The 16,454-nt window shown below is 74.2% G+C and carries 13 protein-coding genes and 1 pseudogene; 12 read left to right on the forward strand and 2 right to left on the reverse strand.

Annotated features, from left to right (window positions below):
* Nucleotides 1–100: 100 nt before the first annotated feature.
* The 8 genes and pseudogenes from ACFWXO_RS13125 to ACFWXO_RS13160 all read left to right on the forward strand — a co-directional run.
* Nucleotides 101–382, forward strand: a pseudogene (locus ACFWXO_RS13125) (DUF6457 domain-containing protein); the annotation flags it as partial.
* Entirely contained in the window at nucleotides 379–1,587 is a 1,209-nt protein-coding gene (locus ACFWXO_RS13130) for a molybdopterin molybdotransferase MoeA (RefSeq protein ID WP_380523780.1), read from the forward strand. The pseudogene ACFWXO_RS13125 and the gene ACFWXO_RS13130, both read left to right, overlap by 4 nt.
* On the forward strand, nucleotides 1,584–2,642 hold the full coding sequence (locus tag ACFWXO_RS13135; protein WP_380523782.1) for a potassium channel family protein: 1,059 nt from the start codon (nucleotides 1,584–1,586) through the stop codon (nucleotides 2,640–2,642). The genes ACFWXO_RS13130 and ACFWXO_RS13135 overlap by 4 nt, the downstream gene beginning before the upstream one ends.
* A 36-nt stretch (nucleotides 2,643–2,678) precedes the next feature.
* Nucleotides 2,679–3,656 carry an NAD(P)H-quinone oxidoreductase gene (locus tag ACFWXO_RS13140; protein WP_380523784.1) on the forward strand — a complete coding sequence of 326 codons (978 nt, stop codon included), beginning with the start codon at nucleotides 2,679–2,681 and terminating at the stop codon, nucleotides 3,654–3,656.
* 325 nt (nucleotides 3,657–3,981) lie between these two features.
* The gene (locus ACFWXO_RS13145; RefSeq protein ID WP_380523786.1) at nucleotides 3,982–4,497 is read left to right on the forward strand and encodes a hypothetical protein; all 516 of its coding nucleotides are present in this window, start codon (nucleotides 3,982–3,984) and stop codon (nucleotides 4,495–4,497) included.
* A gap of 283 nt (nucleotides 4,498–4,780) precedes the next feature.
* Nucleotides 4,781–5,395 (forward strand): bacterial proteasome activator family protein, encoded by a 615-nt coding sequence (locus ACFWXO_RS13150; protein WP_375882844.1) that lies wholly within the window; start codon nucleotides 4,781–4,783, stop codon nucleotides 5,393–5,395.
* A gap of 335 nt (nucleotides 5,396–5,730) precedes the next feature.
* Nucleotides 5,731–7,149, forward strand: coding sequence for a protein kinase (locus ACFWXO_RS13155; protein WP_380523789.1), 1,419 nt, complete (start codon nucleotides 5,731–5,733; stop codon nucleotides 7,147–7,149).
* A gap of 266 nt (nucleotides 7,150–7,415) precedes the next feature.
* On the forward strand, nucleotides 7,416–8,975 hold the full coding sequence (locus tag ACFWXO_RS13160; protein ID WP_375882930.1) for a protein kinase: 1,560 nt from the start codon (nucleotides 7,416–7,418) through the stop codon (nucleotides 8,973–8,975).
* A gap of 4 nt (nucleotides 8,976–8,979) precedes the next feature.
* Here the strand turns inward: ACFWXO_RS13160 and ACFWXO_RS13165 are convergent, their stop codons facing one another.
* Complete coding sequence (locus ACFWXO_RS13165; RefSeq protein WP_380523791.1) at nucleotides 8,980–10,083, reverse strand: phosphotransferase enzyme family protein; 1,104 nt, start codon at nucleotides 10,081–10,083, stop codon at nucleotides 8,980–8,982.
* Nucleotides 10,084–10,147: 64 nt separating this feature from the next.
* A complete protein-coding gene (locus tag ACFWXO_RS13170; RefSeq protein ID WP_350506572.1) occupies nucleotides 10,148–10,807 on the reverse strand; it encodes a response regulator transcription factor in 660 nt (219 codons plus the stop codon).
* Between the two features lie 426 nt (nucleotides 10,808–11,233).
* Between ACFWXO_RS13170 and pdhA the strand changes: the two genes are divergently transcribed.
* From pdhA to ACFWXO_RS13190, 4 genes are all read left to right on the forward strand, one after another.
* A complete protein-coding gene (gene pdhA, locus ACFWXO_RS13175; protein WP_375882834.1) occupies nucleotides 11,234–12,388 on the forward strand; it encodes a pyruvate dehydrogenase (acetyl-transferring) E1 component subunit alpha in 1,155 nt (384 codons plus the stop codon).
* Nucleotides 12,388–13,359, forward strand: coding sequence for an alpha-ketoacid dehydrogenase subunit beta (locus ACFWXO_RS13180; protein ID WP_375882831.1), 972 nt, complete (start codon nucleotides 12,388–12,390; stop codon nucleotides 13,357–13,359). The genes pdhA and ACFWXO_RS13180 overlap by 1 nt, the downstream gene beginning before the upstream one ends.
* A gap of 15 nt (nucleotides 13,360–13,374) precedes the next feature.
* Nucleotides 13,375–14,817 carry a dihydrolipoamide acetyltransferase family protein gene (locus tag ACFWXO_RS13185; RefSeq protein WP_380523793.1) on the forward strand — a complete coding sequence of 481 codons (1,443 nt, stop codon included), beginning with the start codon at nucleotides 13,375–13,377 and terminating at the stop codon, nucleotides 14,815–14,817.
* 363 nt (nucleotides 14,818–15,180) lie between these two features.
* Nucleotides 15,181–16,410: a benzoate/H(+) symporter BenE family transporter gene (locus ACFWXO_RS13190; RefSeq protein WP_380523796.1), complete on the forward strand. Its 1,230-nt coding sequence runs from the start codon at nucleotides 15,181–15,183 to the stop codon at nucleotides 16,408–16,410.
* Nucleotides 16,411–16,454 lie beyond the last annotated feature (44 nt).

Below are 16,454 nucleotides of genomic sequence, written 5' to 3' on the forward strand. Positions count from 1 at the left end.
CGGCGGCCGGGCGCTGAGCGGGCCTCACCGGGCCGGGCCGCCGGTCGTGAGGGGAACGACGCGCCCCGCACACGGGGTGAACACCTCGGGGAAACCGCCGATCGGGCAGCATGGGCGCATGGAGCGCACGCTGGAAGACTGGATCGCCGAGGTCAAGGCCGACCTGGGCATCGACCTGGACGTGGACGTCCGGGGACTGCTCGACCTGGCCCGGGTGGTCGCGCACGGGGTGGCCCGGCCCGCCGCGCCGCTGACCGCCTTCCTGATCGGCTACGCGGCCGCGCAGCAGGGCGGCGGGGCGGAGGCCGTGGCCGAGGCCTCCCGGCGGACCGCGGCGCTCGCCGAGCGGTGGAGTCCGGCCGACGGCCCGGGGGAGCCGTGAGCGAGGTCGGATGGACCACCGTGACCGTTCCCGCCACCGGCCCCGGCGTGCTGAGCTGGTCGCGCGCCCGGGAGGCCGCGCGCCGGGCCGGGCTGCGGCCGCTGCCGGTGATCGGGCTGCCGCTGGCCGAGGCGCTCGGGCACGTCCTCGCCGAACCGCTCGGCGCGCTCACCGACCTGCCCGCCTTCGACACCTCCGCGATGGACGGCTGGGCGGTCGCCGGGCCGGGGCCCTGGAAGGTCACCGGCCGGGTGCTGGCCGGCCGCACCGAGGTGGCGCCGCTGGCCGACGGCGGCGCCGTCGAGATCGCCACCGGCGCCCAACTGCCGCCCGGCGCCACCGCCGTACTGCGCCGCGAACACGGCCGTGCGGACGGCGCGCTGCTGCGCGACACCGGCCCCCAGCAGCTGACCACCGGCCAGGACGTCCGCCCGCGCGGCCAGGAGTGCCGCCGGGGCGAGGAGTTGCTGCCCGCGGGGACGGTGGTCGGGCCGGCCGTGCTCGGCCTGGCCGCCGCCTGCGGCCACGACCGGCTCGCCGTGCGCCGTCGGCCGGCGGTCCAACTGCTGGTGCTCGGCGACGAGTTGCTCGACACCGGGATCCCCGGACCCGGACTGGTCCGGGACGCGCTCGGCCCGCTGCTGCCGCCCTGGCTGCGGGCGGCCGGCGCCGACGTGACCGAGGTCCGCTGCGTCCAGGACGACTTCGGGCTGCTGCGGGACGCCCTGCGGCACTCCACCGCCGACGTCGTGGTCACCACCGGCGGGACGGCCGCCGGTCCGGTGGACTTCCTGCACCGGGCGCTCGCCGAGGCCGGCGCCCGACTGCTGGTGGACGGCGTGGCCGTCCGCCCCGGACACCCCATGCTGTTGGCCGAACTCAGCGGCGGGCGCCACCTGGTGGGCCTGCCGGGCAACCCGCTCGCCGCCGTCGCCGGCATGGTCACCCTGGCCCTGCCGCTGCTGCACGCCCGCGGTGGCCGGGCACCCGGCGCGCCCGCGCTCGCCCCGGCGGCCGTCCTGCTGCCCGGGCACCCGGTGGACACCCGGCTGCAACCGGTGCGGCGCACCGCCGAGGGCGTGGTGCCGCTCGCCTTCGACGGGCCCGCGATGCTGCGCGGCCTCGCCCGGGCCGAGGCCCTGGCCGTCGTCCCGCCCGGCGGGGCGGCCGCGGGGGAGACCGTCGAACTGGTGGAGGCACCATGAGCAGGTTGCGACGCATCTCGGCGCCGGGGACGGAGCCGTGGGCGGACGCCGGGATCGTGCTGCCCGCGCGCCGCACCGCGCCCGCCGTCCGGCAGGTCGGCTCACGGCTGCTGGTCGCGCTGGCCGTGCTGGTCGCCACCTCGGTGATCGTCTACCTCGACCGGGCCGGCTACCACGACAACGCGGGCGGCGAACTCAGCTTCCTGGACGCGGCGTACTACGCCACCGTGACGCTCTCCACCACCGGCTACGGCGACATCACCCCGTACAGCGACGGCGCGCGGCTCACCAACATCTTCGTGATCACCCCGCTGCGCGTGGTGTTCCTGATCATCCTGGTCGGCACCACGCTGGAGGTGCTCACCGAACGGACCCGCCTGCAATGGCGGTTGAACCGCTGGAGGTCCACCGTGCGCGAGCACACCGTCGTCATCGGCTTCGGGACGAAGGGGCGCAGCGCCGTCGACACCCTGCTCGGGCAGGGGGTGAAGGCGGAGGAGATCGTCGTCGTCGACCCGCAGCGCAAGGTGATCGAGCACGCCTCGCAGCACGGCCTGGTCGGGGTGGTCGGCGACGCGACCCGGACCGACACCCTGGTGCGGGCCGCCGTCCCCGCCGCGGCCCGGATCGTGGTCGCCCCGGAACGGGACGACACCGCGGTGCTGATCACCCTGACGGCACGGCAGCTGAACAAGGGCGCCACCGTGGTCGCGGCCGTCCGGGAGGACGAGAACGCACCCCTGCTGCGGCAGAGCGGCGCCGACGTCGTGGTCACCAGCTCCAGTTCGGCCGGGCGGCTGCTCGGGCTGTCGATGCTCAGCCCGCACGCCGGGGCGGTGATGGAGGACCTGCTGACGTACGGGAACGGGCTGGACGTGGTCGAGCGTCCGGTCACCCGGGCCGAGGCGGGCCACAGTCCGCGCGCGTGCGAGGAACTGGTGGTCGCGGTGGTCCGGGGCCGACGGGTGCTCAACTACACCGAGCCGGAGGCCGCCGTGCTGCAGCTCACCGACCGGGTGATCGTCATCAAGTCGGCCGCGCAGGGCGGGGCCTGAGCCCCGGAGCGCCGTGCGCCGCAGTAGGTTCGGGGCATGCATGCGATGACGATTCCCGTACCCGGCGGCCCCGAGGCACTGGTGTGGGCCGAGGTCCCCGACCCGGTGCCCGGCGAGGGCGAGGTCCTGGTCGAGGTGGCGGCCACCGCCGTCAACCGCGCCGACCTGCTCCAGCGGCAGGGCTTCTACAACCCGCCGCCCGGCGCCTCCCCCTACCCCGGACTGGAGTGCGCCGGGCGGATCGTCGCGCTCGGCCCGGGCGTGGCCGGCTGGGCCGTCGGCGACGAGGTGTGCGCGCTGCTGGCCGGCGGCGGCTACGCCCAGCGGGTCGCGGTGCCGAGCGGGCAGCTGCTGCCGCTGCCGAAGGGGCTGAGCCCGGAGCAGGCCGCCGCCCTGCCGGAGGTGGCCTGCACCGTGTGGTCCAACGTCTTCCTCACCGCGCACCTGCGGCCAGGCGAGACGGTGCTGCTGCACGGCGGCGCGAGCGGGATCGGGACGATGGCGATCCAGCTGGCCAAGGCGGTCGGCGCCCGGGTCGCGGTGACGGCCGGCAGCGCGGCGAAGCTGGCCCGGTGCACCGAGCTGGGCGCGGACATCGCGATCGACTACCGGGAGCAGGACTTCGTCGAGGTGCTCCGGGAGGCCACCGACGGGGCCGGGGCGGACGTGGTCCTGGACATCATGGGGGCCAAGTACCTGCAGCGGAACGTGGAGGCGCTGGCCGTCAACGGGCGGCTGGTGATCATCGGGCTGCAGGGCGGGGTGAAGGGCGAACTCGACCTCAACGCGCTGCTGCGCAAGCGGGCGGCGGTGATCGCCACCAACCTGCGCGGGCGGCCGCTGGCCGAGAAGGCGGCGATCGTGGCGGCGGTGCGGGAGCACGTGTGGCCGCTGGTGGAGTCCGGGGTGGTGAAGCCGGTGGTGGACCGGGTGCTGCCGCTGACGGAGGTCGGCGAGGCGCACCGGGTGCTGGAGGCGGGGGAGCAGGTCGGGAAGGTCGTGCTGACGGTCTGAGCGCGGGGCCCGGTCCGGGCGGGGGTACCGCCGCGTGTCCGAAATGCCGCGATTGTCGGACTGTGTGAGGCTGGTGCGGAGCTGTCCCGCCGCCGAACCCGCCTCCGGGCGCGGTCGGCCGTCGGAAGGACTCCGACCGTGGCCGCACCCCCGCACACCGCCCTCGGGCCGTTGCCCGCCGCGCTCCACCACCGCCCCGACCGCCGCGGTGGCGCTCCCCGCGCCGGGTGCCTCGGCGCCGGGGCACGCGCGGGCGGACGCTCCGGTGCCGGCCGGCGGGGAGCAGCGGGCGGACCGGTCCGATCCGGCAGCGCAGCCCGACAGGGTGGACACGGCGGACGGGACGGATACGGCGGACGGGACGGATGCGGCGGACGGGGCGGACCAGGCCTGGTCCGCGCCGAAGGCCGCACCGCCGCAGTACGGGGTGCCCGACCGGTCGCGCCCGGACCTCGCCGAGCTCAGGGCGCACCGCCACCACCCGGCCGCCGCCCTGGAACGGCCCGACCAGGCCGTCGAGCAGGCGCCGGACCAGGCCCCCGAGCAGGCTCCCGACCAGGCTCCCGACCTGGCCGTCGAGCAGTCGCCCGAGCAGGCCCCGGACCAGGGCGCCCAGGCCGACCGGCCGGACCCGGCCGCGGACACCCCGGACGCCCAGGACCCCGCCGCCGACCAGGACACCGTCACGACGGCTGCCCAGCCGGTGGCGGCCACGGCGGTCACCGGGGTCCTCCCCGCCCGCTGGCAGGACCCCTCCACCCTCCAGCTGCCGTTGGGCGTGGGCCTGGGGCTGATCGGCTGCGGCCTGGGGCTGGTGGGCCTGCGGCTGCGGAAGGGCTGAGCGGGCGGGCCGGTGGCGTGGAGGTTCGGTGCGGGTTCCCGGGGGACACGGCCGCGGCGAGGGGTGGGTTTCGCGGGGTGGTCGGGGAGGTGCTGTGTGCGACCGGAGTGGCGCGGGGGACGGCGCACGCGCGGGCGCGGACGGTCGGGTCGGGGCGGGAACTGAGTATCCGTACGGATTCCCGGGCGGGCCGCGGGGGCGTCCCGTCGTCACGGTTGGCGCCGGACGGCGGGACGCACGGGGGCTTCCGCCCGACCAACCCCAGTGAGAGAGAATGTTGTTCATGACGAATCCGATGAACGAGCGCTCGTCGCAGGAGCCCTTCCGGGCCGCCGGCGGGCAGTCGCAGGACGGCCAGAAGGTGCTGATCGTCGGACCGGACGGGCTGCCCGTGGGCCAGGGGTTCGCCGCGGTACCGATCGGGGGGGACGAGGACGCGGACATGCCGCGCGAGCTCCCGGTGACCGAGATGGTCGAGCAGCCCGCCAAGGTCATGCGCATCGGCAGCATGATCAAGCAGTTGCTGGAGGAGGTCCGGGCGGCGCCCCTCGACGAGGCCAGCCGGGTCCGGTTGAAGGACATCCACGCCAGCTCGATCAAGGAGCTGGAGCTCGGGCTGGCCCCGGAGCTGGTCGCCGAGCTGGAGCGGCTCTCGCTGCCGTTCACCGACGACACCATCCCGACCGAGGCCGAGCTGCGGATCGCCCAGGCCCAGCTGGTGGGCTGGCTGGAGGGCCTGTTCCACGGCATCCAGACCGCCCTGTTCGCGCAGCAGATGGCCGCGCGGGCGCAGCTGGAGCAGATGCGGCGCGCGCTGCCGCCCGGTCTGCACGGCGGCGAGCCGGACGAGGAGGACCCGGGTCAGGGCCGCGGGATCCGCTCCGGCCCGTACCTGTAGGCCCGTACCTCCAGGCCCGTAGCCGTGGGCCCGCCGGGCTCGTAGCCGTGGGCCCGCCGGGCCCGGACCCGCCCGCCGGACCCGCCCCGGGGCCGGACGTACCGCGACGATCCGCCCCGGACCGGCGTGCGGGGAGCGGGCGCCGACGGTCCGGGGGCGGGACCGGCCCTGGGCCGATCACCGTCGGCGGGAGCCGATACCCTGACCCCTGTCGCAGGCCGGTGGAGCCGCCGCGACAGGGGTTCGCCGGGCCAGTGGGCCGGGCCACCACGCACGGACGAGACCGAACGTCACGGTTGCGGCAGGACCACCGCGCCGAGGGGGAGCAGGGGACCATGAGCGAGCACGGCAACGCGGCGGCCGGGGGCTTCTCCCTGGGCAACGGCCGCTATGTGCTGCAGCGGCTGCTGGGCGAGGGCGGCATGGCCTCCGTGCACCTCGCGTACGACAGCGTGCTGGACCGGCAGGTCGCGTTGAAGAGCATGCACAGCGAGCTGGGCCGGGACGACTCGTTCAAGGAGCGGTTCCGCCGTGAGGCCCAGGCGGTGGCCCGGCTGGAGCACCCGAACATCGTCACGGTCTACGACAGCGGCGAGGACGTGGCCCCGGACGGCTCCAGCACGCCGTACATCGTCATGCAGCTGATCGACGGCAAGGGCCTGCGCGAGGCGATCAACGAGGCGGTCGCCCAGTACGGCGCGATGCCGGCCGACGAGGCCCTGAAGGTCATCGTCGGCGTGCTGAACGCGCTGGAGGCCTCGCACGACATGGGCCTGGTGCACCGCGACATCAAGCCCGGCAACGTCATGTTCGACCGCAAGGGCAACGTCAAGGTCATGGACTTCGGCATCGCCCGGGCGCTGGAGTCCGGCGTCACGTCGATGACCCAGACCGGCATGGTGGTCGGCACCCCGCAGTACCTGTCGCCCGAGCAGGCCCTCGGCAAGCCGGTGGACGCCCGCTCCGACCTGTACTCGGTCGGCGTGATGCTCTTCGAGATGCTCACCGGCCAGCTGGTCTTCGACGGCGACTCGGCCTTCTCGATCGCCTACAAGCACGTCCAGGAGGAGCCGCCGGCGGCCTCCAGCCTCAACCGGTCGGTCGTCCCGGTGGTGGACGCCTTCGTGGCGCAGGCGCTGCGCAAGGACCCGGCCCACCGGTTCCAGAGCGCGGCCGCGATGCGGGACGAGGCGGAGCGGCTGATCGCCGAGTTGAAGGGCGGCGGCGCCGGGCACGCGCTGCAGGCCAGTTCCCCGCTGGTGATCAAGGAGGGGCCGCGCTCGGTGCACGCCACTCCGCAGGCGCCGCAGACCCCGCACCCGCAGTACCTCCAGCAGGGCGGGCCGCAGGCCCAGCCGCAGTACCGGACGCCGCCGCCGGCCTACCAGACGCCGCACCCGCAGTACCTCCAGCAGGGCGGGCCGCAGGCCCAGCCGCAGTACCGGACCCCGCCGCCCGCGTACCAGACCCCGGGCCCGCAGGCCCCGCACACGCCGCAGCCCTTCCAGCGGCCGATGCACACCCCGGGCCCGCAGCCGATGCCGCCGTACCAGCAGCCGAAGCCCAGCGGCGGCGGCTGCTCCACGGCCTTCGTGGTGATCGTGATCATCGTCGGCGTGCTGGTGCTGGCCGGCATCATCATCGCGATCGTGGTCAACAAGGCGCAGAACACCACCAACGGCAAGTTCCACTCCGAGCGCCCGGCCGCGGTCGTGGTGGTGGACCCGCAGGCCGACCGGGGCGGTCTGCTCTGACGGATTTCCGCCCCTCCGCGCGTGTCACGGGTGCGCGCCGGAAGCGGTAGCGTTCGGGGATACGTAAGCGACAGGGCACCGCGAATCCGAGCGAACGCCCGGGGCGAGGAGCGATGGCACAGACGCAGCAGCCGGACGACGAGACGGGTGCCCGAGCGAACGGCCGGACCGGCGGCACGCCGGGGATCCCCGGGCCGGGCAGCGAATCCGCGACCTCCGCGCTGCCGCCGTTCGGCGGTTCGCAGACACCGGGCCGCGGGGTGCCGATGGGCACGGTCGGCGACGGCCGCTACCGGCTGACCCACCGGCTCGGCCGCGGCGGCATGGCCGAGGTCTTCGCCGCCGAGGACGTGCGGCTGGGCCGCACCGTCGCGGTCAAGCTGCTGCGCGGCGAGCTGGCGCAGGACGACATCGCCCGGGTGCGCTTCACCCGCGAGGCGCACGCCGTCGCGGCGCTCAACCACCACTCGATCGTCGCGGTCTACGACACCGGCGAGGAGTACGTCGGGGACGAGTCCACGCCGTACATCGTGATGGAGCTGGTCGAGGGCCGGACCGTCCGCGAGCTGCTGGCGGACGAGGAGGCGCCGCCGGTCGACCAGGCGCTGATCATCATCGCCGGGGTGCTGGAGGCGCTGGCCTACAGCCACCGCAACGGCATCGTGCACCGCGACATCAAGCCCGCCAACGTGATCATCACCAACGCCGGCGCGGTCAAGGTGATGGACTTCGGCATCGCCCGGGCGCTGACCGGCGGGGCCACCACGATGACCCAGACCGGCATGGTCATGGGCACCCCGCAGTACCTGTCGCCCGAGCAGGCGCTCGGCAAGCCGGTCGACCACCGCTCCGACCTGTACGCGGCCGGCTGCATGCTCTTCGAACTGCTCACGCTGCGCCCGCCGTTCACCGGCGACACCCCGCTCTCGGTGGTCTACCAGCACGTCCAGGACCCGCCGATGCCGCCCTCGCAGGCCAACGGCCGGGTGCCGGTCGGCCTGGACCCGCTGGTGCTGCGCTCGCTCGCCAAGAACCCGGACGACCGCTTCCAGGACGCCGACGAGTTCCGCGCCCACCTGCAGCACGCGCTGCGCGAGATGCACGGCGCGGGCGGGGCCGGCTGGGTCGGCGCGGGCACCGGGCTGCCCGGGGACACCGGGGCCACCCAGGTGCTCCGGCCGGACCAGGCGGCCGCCACCCAGGCCTTCGGCGCGGTCGGCGCCGGCGACCAGACCTCGGTGATGCCGTACTCCACGGGCGGCCCGCACACCCCCTCCCCGTACCAGGGCGGCGGCTCGTACGGCGGCGGTGGCGGCGAGGACGACCACGGCGACCACGGCGGCCGGCGGCGCGGGCCCTGGGGCTGGCTGGCCGGCGGGATCGCCGTGCTGGTCGCGGCCGGGGCCGGGATCGCCTTCGCGCTCAGCGGCACCGACGTGAAGACGCCCGTCGTGCCCAGCACGCCCGAGCCGGCGGTCAGCACCGTCGAGTCGACCACGCCGACCCAGAGCGGCCAGCTGACCCCGCCGCCGTCGACCTCCGGCAGCCGGCGGCCGCAGCAGCCGAGCGACCCCGGGACGTACGGCGGCAGCGGTGGCGGGGGCGGCACCAACATGTCGCCGTCGCCGACGGGGAAGCACACCCCGACCCCGACGCCGACGGCCACCCACACGCCGAGCGCCTCCGCGACGGCGACGGGCGGGGCGAGCGCCTCGGCGTCGGTGCCGCCCGGCGGCGACGGGGGCAGCACTGGCAGCTCGAAGCCGCTGCCGTCGCAGACCCCGGTCAAGCCGCCGGTGACACCGCCGGTCGGCGGCGGAAACTGACGGATCAGTTGGCGAAGGCGTCCAGGACCTGCTCGTACTCCTGGCACCACCACGCCAACTGGCCCGCCGAGGCGGGGTAGAGCGGGTCGGCCCGGTGGTCGGCCCGCTGGTAGCGCCACTGCAGCATCCAGAAGTCGTTCAGCCGCTCCCACCAGACCCGGTGGACGGCGGCGGCCAGGTGCTCGGCGGTGGCGGCACCGGAGGCCCGGTAGGCCTGGGAGTAGCGGCGGACCCGGACCAGGTCGAGGGCGCCGCTGGTGCGGTCGTTGAAGAGCAGGGTGGCGGCCCGGACGGCCTCCTCGGCGCGCGGCTGCGGGCCGAGCTTGTCCCAGTCGAGCACCGCGGTGACCCGCTCGCCGTCGTCCGGGCCTGCGGTGTGGATCAGGTTGAGGCCGTGGAAGTCGCCGTGGGTCCAGCCGGTGGGCGGGGCGGCGAGCGGGTCGGGCCGTCGCTGGGCGTGCTCGGCGAGCAGTTCCAGCCGTTCGTCGAGCCGTCGGACGACGAGGGCGTCCAGGTCGCCGTTCGGGCGGTGCGCGCGGGCGCGGCGCCGCAGGTCGCGGGCGAGTTCGGCGCTGTCGAGGGGGTCGGCGCTGCGGTAGCCGTCGGGCTGGTCGAGGGGGGCGCAGACGTCGTCGAGTGCGCCGTGCAGTCGGCCGAGCAGCGCGCCGAGGGCGTCGCACTGCGGTGGTTCGAGCTCCGTACCGTGCCGGTGTCGGCCATCGGTCCAGGGGAACAGGGCGAACAGGCGGCCGTTCAGGCCGGCCACCGTCGCGCCGCGGTCGGAGCAGTTCAGCGGGGGTGCCACCGGCAGGCCGAGGGCGTGCAGGTCGGTCATGGCGCGGTGGTGGGCGAGGATCTTCGGGCGGTTGGCGGTGGCGGCGTCGACGTAGCACTTCAGGAAGTACGCGCCGGCCTCGGTGGTGACCCGGTAACCGCGGTTGAGCAGGCCTTCCGCGACCGGTTCGGCGGTGAGCAGCCGCCCCACCCGGAACCGGGCCAGGACCTCGGCGAGTGCGCTGCGCGGTACCGGTGGGCTGAGGGTCCCTATCGGCGGTGCGGAGAGGTCGGGGCGGGCCGGGGCGCAGGCGAGGGTCTGGCTGAAAGTCACGTGCAGAGGTTATGGCCCCCTGGTGGGGGCCCTTGACAAACCGTCACATGTGTGAAGGACCGTATCAGTACTGATGATCGGCCTGGTGCCGCGCCACGTACGCCGCCGCCTGGGTGCGTCGCTCCATGCCCATCTTGGCGAGCAGACTGGAGACGTAGTTCTTCACCGTCTTCTCGGCGAGGTGCAACTCGTTGCCGATCTGACGATTGGTCATCCCCTCGCCGATCAGATCGAGGATCCGCCGCTCCTGCTTGGTGAGTTGGGCCAGCCGCTCGTCCTCCTTCTCGCCGCCGTCGCGCAGTCGGGCGAGCACCCGGCTGGTGGCGACCGGGTCGAGCAGGGAGCGGCCGGCCGCGACGTCCCGGACGGCGGTGATCAGGTCGGTGCCGCGGATCGCCTTCAGGACGTAGCCGGAGGCGCCGGCCATGATCGAGTCGAACAGCGCCTCGTCGTCGGAGAACGAGGTCAGCATCAGGCACTTGATCTCGGGCAGCCGGGAGCGGATCTCGCGGCAGACCTCGACCCCGTTGCCGTCCGGCAGCCGGACGTCGAGCACCGCGACGTCGGGGTGGACCGCGGGGATCCGGGTGAGCGCCTCGGCGGCGGTGCCGGCCTCGCCGACGATCTCGATGTCGTCCTCGACCGACAGCAGGTCGTGCACGCCCCGTCGGACGACCTCGTGGTCGTCGAGCAGGAACACCCTGATTTGTCCGTTATCAGTCACGCCCAAAGCCTCCCATACCACCGTACAAAAGGCCTATCGTCCCCAGTGCCGTAAAGGCGGGATCCAGCCACACCCGACCGAAACCGATACCGAGAACCCCCTTACGTACGGGCTTCCGCCCGGATAACGTGCGCTGGTGTCCTGAAGGCGCTCGAATTGAGAGCTGCGTCACGCCGACCGTCACCCCCACCCTTCCGACGGCGAGCCGGGCGCGGCACCCTCGGGGTCGTAGGCCCTGAACAAGTAGGACGTCCTAGCGCAAGCGCGCCAAGGGCGGACGCTGGGTAACGTTCTCGTGAGGGACGCCGTCGGAACAGGATCACCACCTGCCACGCAGTAGGTGCGCACACCCACGCGCGCCCCGCGAGGCGGTGACCGGACCGGTCACCGGCGACCCCGGGCGGCCGGACAGACCGAGGAGTGAACGTGACCGTCAAAAGCACGGCGAGGACCCGCAAGAAGGCGGCCCCCGCTGTTCCTGACACCCTCCGCGCCACGGGAACGGACGTCCAGCCGGAGCTCGTCCAACTGCTCACGCCGGAAGGCGAGCGGGTCGAGCACCCGGACTACCCCCTCACCACCACTCCCGAGGAGCTGCGCTCCCTCTACCGCGACCTGGTGCTGGTGCGCCGGTTCGACGGCGAGGCGACCTCGCTCCAGCGCCAGGGCGAGCTGGGCCTGTGGGCCTCGCTGCTCGGCCAGGAGGCGGCCCAGGTCGGTTCCGGCCGGGCCATGCGCACCGGCGACTACGCCTTCCCGACCTACCGCGAGCACGGCGTCGCCTGGTGCCGCGACGTGGACCCGCTGAACCTGCTCGGCATGTTCCGCGGCGTGAACCACGGCGGCTGGGACCCGAACGAGAAGAACTTCCACCTCTACACCATCGTGATCGGCGCGCAGGCCCTGCACGCCACCGGCTACGCGATGGGCATCACCAAGGACGGCACCGACGACGCGGTGATCGCGTACTTCGGCGACGGCGCGTCCAGCCAGGGCGACGTCAACGAGGCCTTCACCTTCGCCTCGGTCTACAACTCGCCGGTGGTGTTCTTCTGCCAGAACAACCAGTGGGCGATCTCCGAGCCCACCACCACCCAGACCCGGATCCCGCTGTACCGCCGCGCCTCCGGCTTCGGCTTCCCCGGCGTCCGGGTCGACGGCAACGACGTGCTGGCCTGCCTCGCGGTCACCCGCTGGGCGCTCGACCACGCCCGCAGCGGCAACGGCCCGGTGCTGATCGAGGCCTTCACCTACCGGATGGGCGCGCACACCACCTCCGACGACCCCACCCGCTACCGGGCCACCGAGGAGACCGAGGCCTGGAAGGCCAAGGACCCGATCCTGCGGCTGCGCACCCTCCTGGAGAAGGAGGGCCTGGCGGACGAGGAGTTCTTCGCCTCCGTCGACGCCGAGAGCGAGCAGCTGGGGCTGCGGGTGCGTGAGGGCGTGCGCAGCATGCCGGACCCGGACCCGACGCTGATCTTCGACCACGTGTACAGCGAGCCGCACGCGCTGGTCGACCAGGAACGGGCCGAATTCGTCGAGTACGCGGCCTCCTTCGAGGCGGGGGAGAACCACTGATGGCCGGTCAGAGCATCGCCAAGGCGCTCAACGACGCGCTGCGCAAGTCGCTGGAGAACGACCCGAAGACCGTCCTGATGGGCGAGGACATCGGCAAGCTCGGTGGCGTCTTCCGGATCACCGACGGCCTGCAGAAGGACTTCGGCGAGGACCGGGTGATCGACACCCCGCTGGCCGAGTCCGGCATCATGGGCACCGCGATCGGCCTCGCGCTGCGCGGCTACCGCCCGGTCGTGGAGATCCAGTTCGACGGTTTCGTCTACCCGGCCTTCGACCAGATCGTCTCCCAGCTGGCGAAGATGCACGCCCGCGCGCTCGGGCACGTCAAGATGCCGGTCACCGTCCGCATCCCCTACGCGGGTGGTATCGGCGCGGTCGAGCACCACAGCGAGTCGCACGAGGCGTACTTCGCGCACACCGCCGGTCTGCGGGTGGTCACGCCGTCCAACGCGCACGACGCGCACTGGATGCTGCGGCAGGCCATCGAGTCCGACGACCCGGTCATCTTCCTGGAGCCCAAGCGGCGTTACTGGGACAAGGGCGAGGTCGGCGCCGCCGCCGACCTGGGGCTGCACGAGGCCCGGATCGTCCGCCCCGGCACCGACCTGACGCTGATCGCGTACGGCCCGATGGTCAAGGTCTGCCAGGAGGCCGCCGCGGCCGCCGAGGAGGACGGCCGCCGGCTGGAGGTCGTCGACCTGCGCTCGCTCTCCCCGGTGGACTTCGCCGCGCTGGAGGAGTCGGTCAAGCGCACCGGGCGGGCCGTCGTGGTGCACGAGGCCCCGGTATTCCTGGGCATGGGCGCCGAGTTGGCCGCCCGGCTCACCGAGCGGTGCTTCTACCACCTGGAGGCACCGGTCCTGCGGGTCGGCGGCTACTTCGCGCCGTACCCGCCGTCCCGCGTCGAGGAGGCCTTCCTCCCCGACCTGGACCGCGTGCTCGACGCCGTCGACCGCGCGCTCGCGTACTGATACCGGGGAGCGAAGATGACCACCGAAGTTCGCTCGCTCCGCGAGTTCAAGATGCCGGATGTGGGCGAGGGCCTCACCGAGGCCGAGATCCTCAGCTGGTACGTCAAGCCGGGTGACACCGTCACCGACGGGCAGGTCGTGTGCGAGGTGGAGACCGCCAAGGCGGCGGTGGAGCTGCCGATCCCGTTCAACGGGGTCGTCGAGCAGCTCTTCTTCCCCGAGGGCGCGACGGTCGACGTCGGCACCGCGATCATCTCGGTGGCGGTCGCCGGGGAGGCGGGGGCCGCTCCGGCCGCCGCACCCGCCCCGGCGCCCGCTGCCGCCGCGGCCGCGGCGCCGGCCGTCGAGGCCGAGCCGGAGCGGCGGGAGGTGCTGGTCGGGTACGGCCCGCGCACCGGCACCGCCCAGCGCCGGGCCCGGCGGACCACCACGGCCACGGCCACCGCTACGGCGAAGGCCGCGGCTCCGGTCGCTCCGGTCGCCGCCCCGGCTCCGGCCGCGCCCGTCTCGCCGGTCGAACTGCCCGCCGGTGAGCGGCCGTTGGCGAAGCCGCCGGTGCGCAAGCTGGCCAAGGACCTGGGCATCGACCTGCGGTCCGTCACCCCGACCGGTGCGGGCGGGGTGATCACCCGTGAGGACCTGCACGCCCACGCGGCGGCCCAGGCCGCTCCGGCCGCTCCGGCCGCCGAGCCGGTCGTGACCGAGGCCGTCGAGGCCGTCGGGACCGTGGCGGCCCCGGCGCCGGTGTCCGGTTCGGGCGACGTCCGGGTGCCGATCAAGGGCGTCCGCAAGGCGACCGCGCAGGCGATGGTGGCCTCGGCCTTCACCGCCCCGCACGTCACCGAGTTCGTCCAGGTCGACGTGACCCGCACGATGAAGTTCGTCCGCAAGCTCAAGGAGAGCGGCGAACTGGGCCGGGACGTCCGGGTCAGCCCGCTGCTGCTGGTCGCCAAGGCGCTGCTGGTGGCGATCAAGCGGCACCCGGAGATCAACGCCCAGTGGGACGAGGCGGCCCAGGAGATCGTGGTCAAGGGCCAGGTGAACCTCGGCATCGCCGCGGCCACCCCGCGCGGCCTGATCGTCCCGAACATCAAGGACGCCGGGTCCAAGACCCTTTCGGGCCTGGCCACTTCGCTCGGCGAGCTGGTCGAGACCGCCCGCCAGGGCAAGACCTCGCCGGCCGACATGCAGGGCGGCACGGTCACCATCACCAACGTCGGCGTCTTCGGCGTCGACACCGGCACCCCGATCCTCAACCCGGGCGAGGCGGCCATCCTCGCCTTCGGCGCGGTCCGGGAACTGCCGTGGGTGCACAAGGGCAAGGTGGTCCCGCGCCAGGTCACCACGCTCGCGCTCTCCTTCGACCACCGCCTGGTGGACGGGGAGTTGGGCTCCCGGGTGCTGGCCGACGTGGCCGGGCTGCTGGAGTTCCCGAAGCGCCTGATCACCTGGGGCTGACGCCCCCGGGGAGACGTGACGAAGGGGCCCTGATCCGCACCGCCGTGCGGATCAGGGCCCCTTCCGGCATCCGGCGGGCGAGCGCCGGACCCGCCGAGGCCCCGCCGGGGTCGGGGGCGGGGTCGGCGGCGCGGGCGGCGGGGCCGGCCTGCGTCGGACCCACGGTGATAAAGGGCCGGCGCCGGACGTGACTCCCCAGGGCCGGGTGACTGGTGGTGCGGCGGGCGAGGACGACCGCCCCCCGGCTCCGCCGGTCCCGCTCGCCGCGCCTTCCTTCGTACAGACGCGCATCCCCCGCGGGGGTTGCAGGGGAGTTGGCAGGTTTTCCAGGAGTCTCCGGCCGGGCTTCGGGATACTGCCGGAATGACGGATGAACTGACGATCAGCCCGGAAACGGTGACGAGTGGGGCCGGGGAACGTCGGTCGCTGCGGCGGGACGTGTCGGTGCCGGCCTTGCTGGCGGGGCTGGTCTGCGTCGCGGTGTCGTTCTCCGGGCCGCTGGTGGTCGTGCTCGCGGCGGCCGCCGCCGGGCGGCTGGACCCGGCGCACACCTCCTCCTGGATCTGGGCGGTGGCGATCGGCAGCGGGGTGAGCGGCTTCGCGCTCAGCTGGTGGACCAGGACGCCGGTGATCACCGCCTGGTCCACGCCGGGGGCCGCGCTGCTGGTGACCAGCCTGGGCCACTACCCGTACCGGGAGGCGATCGGGGCGTTCCTGGTGAGTGCGGCCGTGGTGGCGCTGTTCGGGGTGACCGGGTGGTTCGGCCGGCTGATCGCGGCCGTGCCGGTGGGGATCGTGAACGCGATGCTCGCGGGCATCCTGTTCTCCTTCGGCGCCGGGATCTTCGGTGCCGTGCACGGCGCGCCGGTGCTGGTGGTGGGCAGCTTCGCGGCCTTCCTGCTGGCCAAGCGGTTCTCGCCGCGGTACGCCGTGCTGATCGCGCTGGTGGTCGGCGGGGTGCTGGCGGCCCTCACCGTCGGGCTGCCGCTGCACCTGGGCTCGGGCGGGCCGACCGTACCGGTGCTGACCGTGCCGGCCTTCTCCTGGTCGGCCCTGGTGGGGCTGGCGCTGCCGCTCACCATCGTCGCCCTGGCCTCGCAGAACGCGCCCGGGCTCGGGGTGATGCGGGCCTTCGGCTACCGGGCCGACGACCGGCTGCTGATCGGTGCGACCGGGGCGGTGTCGGTGCTGGTGGCGCCGTTCGGCTCGCCTGGGGTGAACCTGGCGGCGATCACGGCGGCGATCTGCTCCGGCCCGGAGGCCCACCCGGACCCGCGCCGCCGCTACGTCGCGGGGATGTCCTCGGGCGTGCTGTACGTGCTGGTGGGCAGCTTCGGCGGGGTGCTGGTGAGCCTGTTCACCGGGCTGCCGAAGGAGCTGATCGCGGTGATCGCCGGGGTCGCGCTGCTGGCCTCGCTGCAGGGCAGCCTGGCGGCGGCGGTCGCGGCGGAGCGCGGGCGGGACGCGGCGGTGGTGACCTTCCTGGCGAGCGCCTCGGGGATGAGCCTGTTCGGCATCGGCTCGGCCTTCTGGGGACTGCTCTTCGGGCTCGGGACGCACCTGCTGCTGGACGTGGGCAAGCGCTCCCGGTGAGCCGCGGGGGAGCCCTCCCGGGATGGACGGGGGCGTCCCCGAGA

This window comes from Kitasatospora sp. NPDC059088, from assembly GCF_042738155.1.
Taxonomy (GTDB): Bacteria; Actinomycetota; Actinomycetes; order Streptomycetales; family Streptomycetaceae; genus Kitasatospora.